This window comes from Streptomyces sp. ID05-39B, assembly GCF_033794725.1.
Taxonomy (GTDB): domain Bacteria; phylum Actinomycetota; class Actinomycetes; order Streptomycetales; family Streptomycetaceae; genus Streptomyces; species Streptomyces bobili.
This window is the reverse complement of record NZ_JARGEF010000298.1, coordinates 1-8,559: the sequence shown is the minus strand read 5'-3', so window position 1 is coordinate 8,559 and position 8,559 is coordinate 1. Positions and strand designations below refer to the sequence as shown.

Genomic DNA, 8,559 nt, shown 5'->3' with positions numbered 1-8,559 from the left:
CCCTCGTGATCTGCGGGGCGATCGTCAGCCCGTCGCCCCTTCAGCGACGGGCTGACGATCGCCCCGCAGATCACGAGGGTGTCCGGCGCGAGGCCCTGCTCACGCCCCTCGACGGCCCGGACGAGGCTCTGGCTGTATCCGCAAGGGAGGGTGTCGGCCCGCCCGTCCCAGCGGACCGGCACGCCCCAGCCGCCGGCGACCGGCACCCCGTCCTCGTCGGTCAGCATCAGATCGAAGTCGGCGAACCACTCCCGCACCCGGCCTATGTACTCCTTGCTCACGGGGTCGGCGGTGATGAACGCCGGAAAGCCCTCGCTGAAAAGCTCCGCCAACTGCTCCCGCGGCCACGTACGCGCGTCGGTTCTCTCGGTCTGCAAGATCATGTGCCGTTGGTAGCACAGAGGCCCGCCGGACGGGCGGCGCCGCACATTTTGGGCGGGTACAGTGCGGAGATCAGGCAGACCCCAGTGTGAGGCCCCGCACGTGTTGACGCAGACCACCTCCCGGGTCCTCGAACCGAGCGACCTGGACGCCGCCCTCGCCGTCCTCGACCGTGAGCCGGTGACGAACGCCTTCGTGACCTCGCGGGTGCAGGTCGCGGGCCTGGACCCGTGGCGGCTCGGCGGCGAGATGTGGGGCTGGTACGAGGACGGCATGCTGACGTCCCTCTGTTACGCGGGCGCCAACCTGGTCCCGATCTGCGCCACTCCCCGCGCGGTCCGCGCCTTCGCCGACCGTGCCCGCCGGGCGGGCCGCCGCTGCTCCTCCATCGTGGGCCCCGCCGACGCCACCGCCCTGCTGTGGCGCCTGCTCGAACCGCACTGGGGCCCCGCCCGCGAGGTCCGCACCCGCCAGCCCCTGATGGTCACGGACCGCCTGCCCGACGACATCGCCCCGGACCCGTACGTGCGCCGTATCCGCAAGGACGAGATGGACACGATCATGCCGGCGTGCGTGGCGATGTTCACCGAGGAGGTCGGCGTCTCCCCGATGGCAGGCGACGGCGGCCTGCTGTACCAGGCGCGGGTCGCCGAACTCGTCGGCGCCGGCCGCTCGTTCGCCCGCGTCGACGACCGGGGCCGGGTCGTCTTCAAGGCCGAGATCGGCGCGGCCACGCCCAGGGCGTGCCAGGTCCAGGGCGTATGGGTGGCCCCGGAGTACCGGGGGAGGGGCCTGGCCGCCCCCGGCATGGCGGCCGTACTGCGTTATGCGCTGGCGGACATCGCCCCGGTCGTCAGTCTCTACGTCAACGACTTCAACACGGCGGCGCGGCGGACGTACCGCAGGGTTGGCTTCCAAGAGGTCGGCGCGTTCATGAGCGTCTTGTTCTGAACGTTGTGCGGCACGCTGCCGGACCGGCATCCGCTCCACACCCGCCGACCGCCCCAAACCCCCCTGTAGGCTCCCGCCATGGACCTCGTCATCGGCCCCTTGGACCTTCCCGCGCGCGTGGACGAGGCCCTCGCAGTGCAAGCCGTGGCCTTCGGACTCGGCCCGGACGAGGTGGCCGTCCGCAGACAGATCGTCCTGCGCCACATGGCCAACCCGGGTGCGAGAGCGTACGGCGCGACCGTCGGAGACCGGCTCGCCGGCTTCGTCTACGGCATGCCCAACGACCGCGCCCACTGGTGGTCCACCGTCGTCGAGCCCTACCTCCGGGCCAACGGCAACGACGCCTGGCTCGACGACTCCTTCGTCATCACCGAACTCCACGTCCACCCGGCCTACCAGAACCGTGGCGCCGGCCGGGCCCTGATCACCACGATCACCGACACCGCGGCCCAGCCCCGCTCGATCCTCTCCGCGATCGACATCGACAGCCCCGCCCGAGCGCTCTACCACTCCCTGGGCTACCAGGACCTCGCCCGCCGTGTCCTCTTCCCCAGCGCGCCCCGCCCGTACGCCGTGATGGGCGCCCCCCTGCCGCTGCGCCGCGCGTAACGGATTTCCGGCCGCGCGGGGCTCCCGGCTAACCTCCTAGCCAGCACCCTCCCCACTCTCGGCCCGGTTCGAGCGGGGGGATCCCGATCGGCAGGAGTTCGTACACCATGGCCAACGCACCGGTCCAGCGCATGTCCCAGTTGATGGCGAAGACGCTGCGCGACGACCCGGCGGACGCCGAGGTCCTCAGCCACAAGCTCCTCGTCCGCGCCGGCTACGTCCGCCGCACCGCCGCCGGCGTCTGGAGCTGGCTGCCGCTGGGCAGGAAGGTCCTCGCCAACGTGGAGCGGATCGTCCGCGAGGAGATGGACGCGATCGGCGCCCAGGAGGTACTGCTCCCCGCCCTGCTGCCGAAGGAGCCGTACGAGGCGACCGGCCGCTGGGACGAGTACGGCCCCGAGCTGTTCCGCCTGAAGGACCGCAGGGGCGGCGACTACCTCCTCGGCCCCACCCACGAGGAGATCTTCACCCTCCTGGTCAAGGACCAGTGCACGTCCTACAAGGACCTGCCGGTCATCCTCTACCAGATCCAGAACAAGTTCCGTGACGAGGCCCGCCCCCGCGCCGGCATCCTGCGCGGCCGCGAGTTCCTCATGAAGGACTCCTACTCCTTCGACACCGAGGACGAGGGCCTGGCCAAGTCCTACGCCCTGCACCGCGAGGCCTACCAGAAGGTGTTCGCGCGTCTGGGCCTGGACTACCGCATCTGCGCGGCGACCGCGGGCGCCATGGGCGGCTCGAAGTCGGAGGAGTTCCTCGCACCGGCCGAGGCCGGCGAGGACACCTTCGCCGACTGCCCGAACTGCGACTTCGCGGCCAACACCGAGGCGATCACCTACCAGTCGGAGCCGGTCGACGGCTCCGCCGTGCCCGCGGCCGAGGAGATCCCGACCCCGGACACCCCGACCATCGAGACCCTCGCCGCGTCCCTCGGCGTGCCGGCCTCCGCCACGCTGAAGAACCTCCTGGTCAAGGTGGACGGCGAGATCGTCGCCGTCGGCGTGCCCGGGGACCGTGAGGTCGACCTCGGCAAGGTCGAGGCGCACTTCGCGCCGGCCACCGTCGAGCTGGTCACCGCCGAGGACTTCGTGGGCCGCCCCGACCTGGTCCGCGGCTACGTCGGCCCGCAGGGCCTGGAGAAGGTCACCTACCTCGCCGACCCGCGCGTGGCGCCGGGTACCGCGTGGATCACGGGCGCCAACAAGGAGCACACGCACGCGAAGAACGTCGTCGCGGGCCGTGACTTCGAGGTCGACGCCTATGTCGACGTCGTGGTCGTCCGCGAGGGCGACCCCTGCCCCAACTGCGGCACCGGCCTCAAGCTGGACCGCGCCATCGAGATCGGCCACATCTTCCAGCTGGGCCGCAAGTACGCCGACGCCCTCAAGCTCGACGTCCTCGGCCAGCAGGGCAAGCCGGTCCGCGTCACCATGGGCTCGTACGGCATCGGCGTCTCCCGCGCGGTCGCGGCCCTCGCCGAGCAGAGCGCCGACGACAAGGGCCTGTGCTGGCCCGCCGAGGTCGCCCCGGCCGATGTGCACGTGGTCGCCGCGGGCAAGGCCCTGCAGACCGAACTGGCCCTCGACGTCTCGGAGAAGCTGCGGGCGGCCGGTCTGCGCGTCCTGGTCGACGACCGGGCCGGGGTCTCGCCGGGCGTGAAGTTCACCGACTCCGAGCTGATCGGCGTACCGAAGATCCTGGTCGCCGGCCGCCGTTCCGCCGAGGGCGTCCTGGAACTGAAGGACCGCAGGACCGGCGAGCGCGAGGAACTGACGGTGGACGAGGCCATCGCCCGCCTCACGACCGCGTAGCAGCCGAGGCGTGCGGGCGGGGTGCTCTTCAGACACCCCGCCCCGGGCCTACCCGCATCCGCCCCGGGCCTACACCCAACCCGCGAACTCCAGCAACAGCTCCGCGTCCCTGGGCCGCCCCACGCGCAGTGCCCGTACGCCCGACTCCACCGCCCGGAACAGCGTCCAGCCCCGCAGCCGCTCCTGGTCCACCTCCAGCGACTCCGCGAGCCGCTTCACCCGCCGCCGGGTCGTCGCCGCCCCCGACGGGGAGGCGATCAGGTCCTCCACCCGGTCCCGGACCAGCCGCGCGAGGTCGAAGGCGCACTCACCGACCACCGGGTCCGGCCCCACGGCCAGCCACGGCATCCGTTCCCCCGCGAGCACCTTGCTCTGCCGGAACGTCCCGTGCAGCAGCCGGTGCTCGGGCGGCGCCGCCAGCAGCTCCTCGCGGGCCGCGAGCGCCGCGTCGACGAGCGGCGCCACCTCCGCGTCGGCCCGCGCACGCATCGCCTCGGCCTGCCGGCCGGTCCGCTCGGCCACCGTCTCGAACACAGGCCCGGCCGGCGGTTCCACCCACAGCCGCCGCAGCGTCCCCGCCGCCTCCAGCAGCGCCTTGGCCTCCGGCAACGACCGCACCGACACGTCCGGATGCAGCCGCTCCAGCAGAAGCACCCCTTCGCCCACGGGCCCCGCCAGCAGCTGTACGGCGCCCAGGCCGTCCCACTGGGTGAGCGCGGCCCGCTCCGCCTCCGGCCGGAACCGGGGCGGGGCCAGCTTCAGCACGGCCGGGGTCCCGTCGGCGCACCGCACCAGCACCACCAGGCTGCTGCGGCCACCGGGCACCTGCACCCGCTCGACGGTCAACTCGCTTTGCGCGACGGCCCCTTGGACCGTCTCCGGCAGCTTCTCCAACCAGTCGTCACCGTCCGGAGCGCTCTCACCGAGCGCCCTGACCAGACGCTGCGGCGGTTCGAAAGCCATACGCGAGTCGTCCTTTCCTGCTCCGGCCTACGCCGGCGGTGTGGGGGTGTGCGGCGGTGTCGGCTCTGCCGATCCCGCCTTCGTCGCCGGGGCCCCGGCACCCGTGGCGGCCGGGTCGCTCCCGGCATCGGCCCGCTCGGCGAGACCAGGGAAGGCTACGCTCCCGCCGCGCCAGCGCACCGCGCGGACCGCCGCCTCCCGCAGCGCCTCGGCGGCCTCGCGGCGCCGCGCACCGGTGGCCGCCCGGACCAGGTCGGAGTAGACGCCGGCGACGCGTTCCTCCAGTTCGGCGGCGAGCCGGACCGCCGCGGCGGAGTCGGGTACCGCGAACGGCAGGGCGTACGCGGCGCTCGCGGCGATGGGCTCGGTGCCCAGGTCGCGCACTTCACGCGCGAGCGCGTCCCGGCGCGCCCGATGGGCGTCGTACGCCGCCCGAGCCTGCGTGCGCCGTTCCTCGCTGATGCGGGCGCCGACCACTCCGTAGCCGTACACCGCCGCGTGCTCTGCTGCCAGCGACGCCTGGAGGGCCGTCAGCTCACCGGTGTTCCGCTCGCTCATCGGGCCCCCTCGTTGAGCAGGTACGCGTGCGCCGCCCCGGAAGCCGCCACCGAGGCCAGCAGTCGGGCCGGCTCGCCCGGCAGGTCCACGAGCGCCGCGACCCTGAGGTCGCAGAGGGCCCGCTCGGCGCCGGCCAGGTCGGCGAGCGCGTCCTTGGCGTTCGCCGGAACGGCGACGGCCGGCGCGGACGGGACACCCGGAGAAGCGGAGGCGGAGGCGGATGCCGAGACGGAGGCGGAGGCGGATGCGGATGCCGACGGTGACGTCGTGGTGCCCCGCTCCGTGCCCCCGAACGCCGTCACATGCCGTGCGACCTCCGCCCGCAGGGGTGCCAGCCGTGCCGTCAGCGCCGGATGGACGGCGAGGACGGCGTCGTAGCGCTCCAGCAGCCCCGCACTGTCCGAGGCCGCACGCGCGCGTGCACGCTCCTGTGCCGACGCCGACGGGCCGGCGCCCGGCTTCTCCTTCCCGGATCCCCCCGCGCCGGAGGAGCACCCGGCCATCAGGGCGGCCCCGGCGGCCGAGGCGAGCAGAGTTCTTCGGCGCGGCCCGGAGAGGGTGCGCACAGGCGGCGGGAACGGCACGGCAGACGTCCTCGGGGAATCTCGTACGAAAGGAACCGATCACGGGCCGATCACGCACGGGCAGGCCCGTGATCACCGTACCCGCGCCCCGGCCCCGCACCACTCACCGGCACCGCCCCTCCCGGTGAGAGCCGCCGGGCGTCGGCAGGAGTCGTCGTGCGCCGGTGGGGCCACTCGGTGGACGGCAACACACCCCGCGACCGGATACCCTTTGATCAGACACGCGCCCCATCCCACAACAGCACACGCGGCCGAGGAGTCACCCGGATGAGCACCACCCAGAGCGAGAGGCTGCGAGAACTGCTCGAACCGCTCGTCACCTCCCAGGGACTGGACCTCGAAGAGATCGCCGTGGACTCCGTCGGTCGCAAGCGGGTGCTGAGCGTGATCGTCGACTCCGACACCGGAGCGGACCTGGACCAGATCGCCGATGTGAGCCGCGCGCTCTCGGCGAAGCTCGACGAGAGCGACGCGATGGGCGAGGGCGAGTACACCCTCGAGGTCGGCACCCCGGGCGCTGAACGCGCCCTCACCGAACACCGTCACTACGTGCGTGCCACGGGCCGCCTGGTGAAGTTCCAGCTCCACGAGGGCGGCGAGATCGTCGCCCGCATCCTCGACGTGGACGACGACGGCCTCGATGCCGAGGTGCCCGGAGTGAAGGGCCGCAAGGCCACCGCCCGCAGGCTCGCCTTCGCCGACATCGACAAGGCCCGCGTCCAGGTCGAGTTCAACCGCAAGGACAGCGACGTCAACAGTGACGTCGACAAGGACATGAAGGAAGAGGAGGAGGCGTAGCCGTGGACATCGACATGAGTGCCCTGCGGGGCTTGGTGCGGGAGAAGGAGATCTCCTTCGACCTGCTGGTCGAGGCGATCGAGTCGGCCCTCCTCATCGCCTACCACCGCACCGAGGGAAGCCGCCGCCACGCGCGCGTGCGGCTCGACCGGGAATCCGGTCATGTGACCGTGTGGGCGAAGGAGGACCCCGAAGACCTCGAGGAGGGTCAGGAGCCCCGCGAGTTCGACGACACCCCGTCCGACTTCGGCCGCATCGCCGCCAGCACGGCCAAGCAGGTCATCCTCCAGCGTCTGCGCGACGCCGAGGACGACGCGACGCTCGGCGAGTACGCGGGCCGTGAGGGCGACATCGTCACCGGCGTGGTCCAGCAGGGCCGCGACCCGAAGAACGTGCTCGTCGACATCGGCAAGCTCGAGGCCATCCTGCCGGTGCAGGAGCAGGTCCCGGGCGAGACCTATTCGCACGGTCTGCGGCTGCGGTCGTACGTCGTGCGGGTGGCGAAGGGTGTGCGCGGTCCGTCCGTGACGCTCTCGCGCACGCACCCCAACCTGGTGAAGAAGCTGTTCGCGCTGGAGGTGCCGGAGATCGCCGACGGGTCCGTCGAGATCGCCGCCATCGCCCGCGAGGCCGGCCACCGCACCAAGATCGCCGTACGGTCCACCCGGTCGGGTCTGAACGCCAAGGGTGCCTGTATCGGCCCCATGGGCGGCCGTGTGCGCAATGTCATGGCCGAGCTGAGCGGCGAGAAGATCGACATCGTCGACTGGTCGGACGACCCGGCCGAGATGGTGGCGAACGCCCTGTCGCCGGCCCGGGTGTCCAAGGTCGAGGTCGTCGACATGGCGGCCCGCTCCGCGCGCGTGACGGTGCCGGACTACCAGCTGTCGCTGGCGATCGGCAAGGAGGGCCAGAACGCCCGCCTCGCCGCCCGTCTGACCGGCTGGCGGATCGACATCCGGCCCGACACCGAGCAGCCCGGGGATGAGATCCGGGAATAGATCCAAGCCGCAGCACGCTCAGATCACGTCAGTTATACGCGCGGCAACTGTTCGACCGCTGCCCCGAAGGGGTGAGGTCGCCGCGGGGAGGTAGACTTAACTGTGTCTGGCCGGACGCACACCAGAGCATGCCCTGAGCGCACCTGTCTGGGGTGCCGGGAGCGAGCGGCCAAGACGGAACTGCTGCGCACTGTGGCGATCAAGGACGCATGCGTCCCCGATCCTCGCGGTACGCTGCCCGGCCGGGGTGCGTACGTGCATCCCGCCCTGGTCTGTCTCGATCAGGCGGTACGCCGCCGGGCGTTCACGAGGGCGTTGCGAGCCCCGGGAGCGCTCGACACAAAGGCGTTGCGCCAGTACGTCGAGCAGACGACCGTTGCCGAGAAGGCAACACCGTAAGAAGGCGTCGCACGGAACCTCCGTGCGGCTCTGGTACCCCGCGAGTTGGAAGTAGGTCGAGATTGCGATGAGCACTCGATGAGCACGCGATGAGTACGCCCATGAAGTAGCGACGGTCCGGACACACCCGGACCTAAAAGGAGCGAAGTGGCTAAGGTCCGGGTATACGAACTCGCCAAGGAGTTCGGGGTGGAGAGCAAGGTCGTCATGGCCAAGCTCCAGGAACTCGGTGAATTCGTCCGTTCGGCGTCTTCGACCATCGAAGCGCCCGTTGTACGCAAGCTGACTGACGCCTTCCAGGGCGGCAGCGGCAAGCCCGCCCCGCGCAAGGCAGCCCCCAGGCCCGCGGCGCCCTCACCGGCGCAGGCGGCCCGTCCGGGTCCGGCCGCACCGCGGCCGGCCTCCCCCAAGCCGCCGACGGCACAGCAGCCCGAGGCGCCCGCCGCACCCGCGGCTCCGGCAGCCCCGGCCGCCCCGTCGGCCCCCGCGCCGGCGGGGCGGCCG

The 8,559-nt window shown here is 72.1% G+C and carries 10 protein-coding genes and 1 pseudogene; 7 read left to right on the top strand and 4 right to left on the bottom strand.

What is annotated here, in order from left to right:
• Window positions 1-383: pseudogene (locus P1P75_RS36820) on the bottom strand (hypothetical protein); the annotation flags it as partial.
• A gap of 100 nt (window positions 384-483) precedes the next feature.
• On the opposite strand from P1P75_RS36820, the gene P1P75_RS36815 reads away from it, so the two are divergent.
• The 3 genes from P1P75_RS36815 (at window position 484) to P1P75_RS36805 (ending at window position 3,752) form a co-directional block, all read left to right on the top strand.
• Window positions 484-1,332, top strand: coding sequence for a GNAT family N-acetyltransferase (locus tag P1P75_RS36815; protein WP_319263656.1), 849 nt, complete (start codon window positions 484-486; stop codon window positions 1,330-1,332).
• A gap of 78 nt (window positions 1,333-1,410) precedes the next feature.
• Entirely contained in the window at window positions 1,411-1,941 is a 531-nt protein-coding gene (locus tag P1P75_RS36810) for a GNAT family N-acetyltransferase (protein WP_319263654.1), read from the top strand.
• Window positions 1,942-2,048: 107 nt separating this feature from the next.
• Window positions 2,049-3,752 carry a proline--tRNA ligase gene (locus P1P75_RS36805; RefSeq protein WP_319263652.1) on the top strand — a complete coding sequence of 568 codons (1,704 nt, stop codon included), beginning with the start codon at window positions 2,049-2,051 and terminating at the stop codon, window positions 3,750-3,752.
• Window positions 3,753-3,821: 69 nt separating this feature from the next.
• Here P1P75_RS36805 and P1P75_RS36800 read toward each other — a convergent pair whose 3' ends face one another.
• Genes P1P75_RS36800 through P1P75_RS36790 form a run of 3 tightly spaced genes read right to left on the bottom strand, consistent with a single transcriptional unit; the run spans window position 3,822 to window position 5,857 of the window.
• Window positions 3,822-4,715, bottom strand: a complete 894-nt coding sequence (locus P1P75_RS36800; RefSeq protein WP_319263650.1) for an aminoglycoside phosphotransferase family protein — start codon at window positions 4,713-4,715, stop codon at window positions 3,822-3,824.
• A 27-nt stretch (window positions 4,716-4,742) separates the two neighbouring features.
• Window positions 4,743-5,273, bottom strand: a complete 531-nt coding sequence (locus P1P75_RS36795; RefSeq protein WP_319263649.1) for a ferritin-like domain-containing protein — start codon at window positions 5,271-5,273, stop codon at window positions 4,743-4,745.
• Window positions 5,270-5,857, bottom strand: coding sequence for a hypothetical protein (locus P1P75_RS36790; RefSeq protein ID WP_319263647.1), 588 nt, complete (start codon window positions 5,855-5,857; stop codon window positions 5,270-5,272). The genes P1P75_RS36795 and P1P75_RS36790 overlap by 4 nt, the downstream gene beginning before the upstream one ends.
• A gap of 267 nt (window positions 5,858-6,124) precedes the next feature.
• Between P1P75_RS36790 and rimP the strand changes: the two genes are divergently transcribed.
• The 4 genes from rimP to P1P75_RS36770 form a co-directional block, all read left to right on the top strand.
• Complete coding sequence (rimP, locus tag P1P75_RS36785) at window positions 6,125-6,655, top strand: ribosome maturation factor RimP (protein ID WP_319263645.1); 531 nt, start codon at window positions 6,125-6,127, stop codon at window positions 6,653-6,655.
• A gap of 2 nt (window positions 6,656-6,657) precedes the next feature.
• Window positions 6,658-7,656, top strand: coding sequence for a transcription termination factor NusA (gene nusA, locus P1P75_RS36780; RefSeq protein WP_319263644.1), 999 nt, complete (start codon window positions 6,658-6,660; stop codon window positions 7,654-7,656).
• Between the two features lie 102 nt (window positions 7,657-7,758).
• Window positions 7,759-8,055 (top strand): YlxR family protein, encoded by a 297-nt coding sequence (locus P1P75_RS36775; RefSeq protein ID WP_319263642.1) that lies wholly within the window; start codon window positions 7,759-7,761, stop codon window positions 8,053-8,055.
• A 147-nt stretch (window positions 8,056-8,202) separates the two neighbouring features.
• A partial coding sequence (locus tag P1P75_RS36770) for a translation initiation factor IF-2 N-terminal domain-containing protein (RefSeq protein ID WP_319263640.1) occupies window positions 8,203-8,559 on the top strand: 357 nt, incomplete at its 3' end.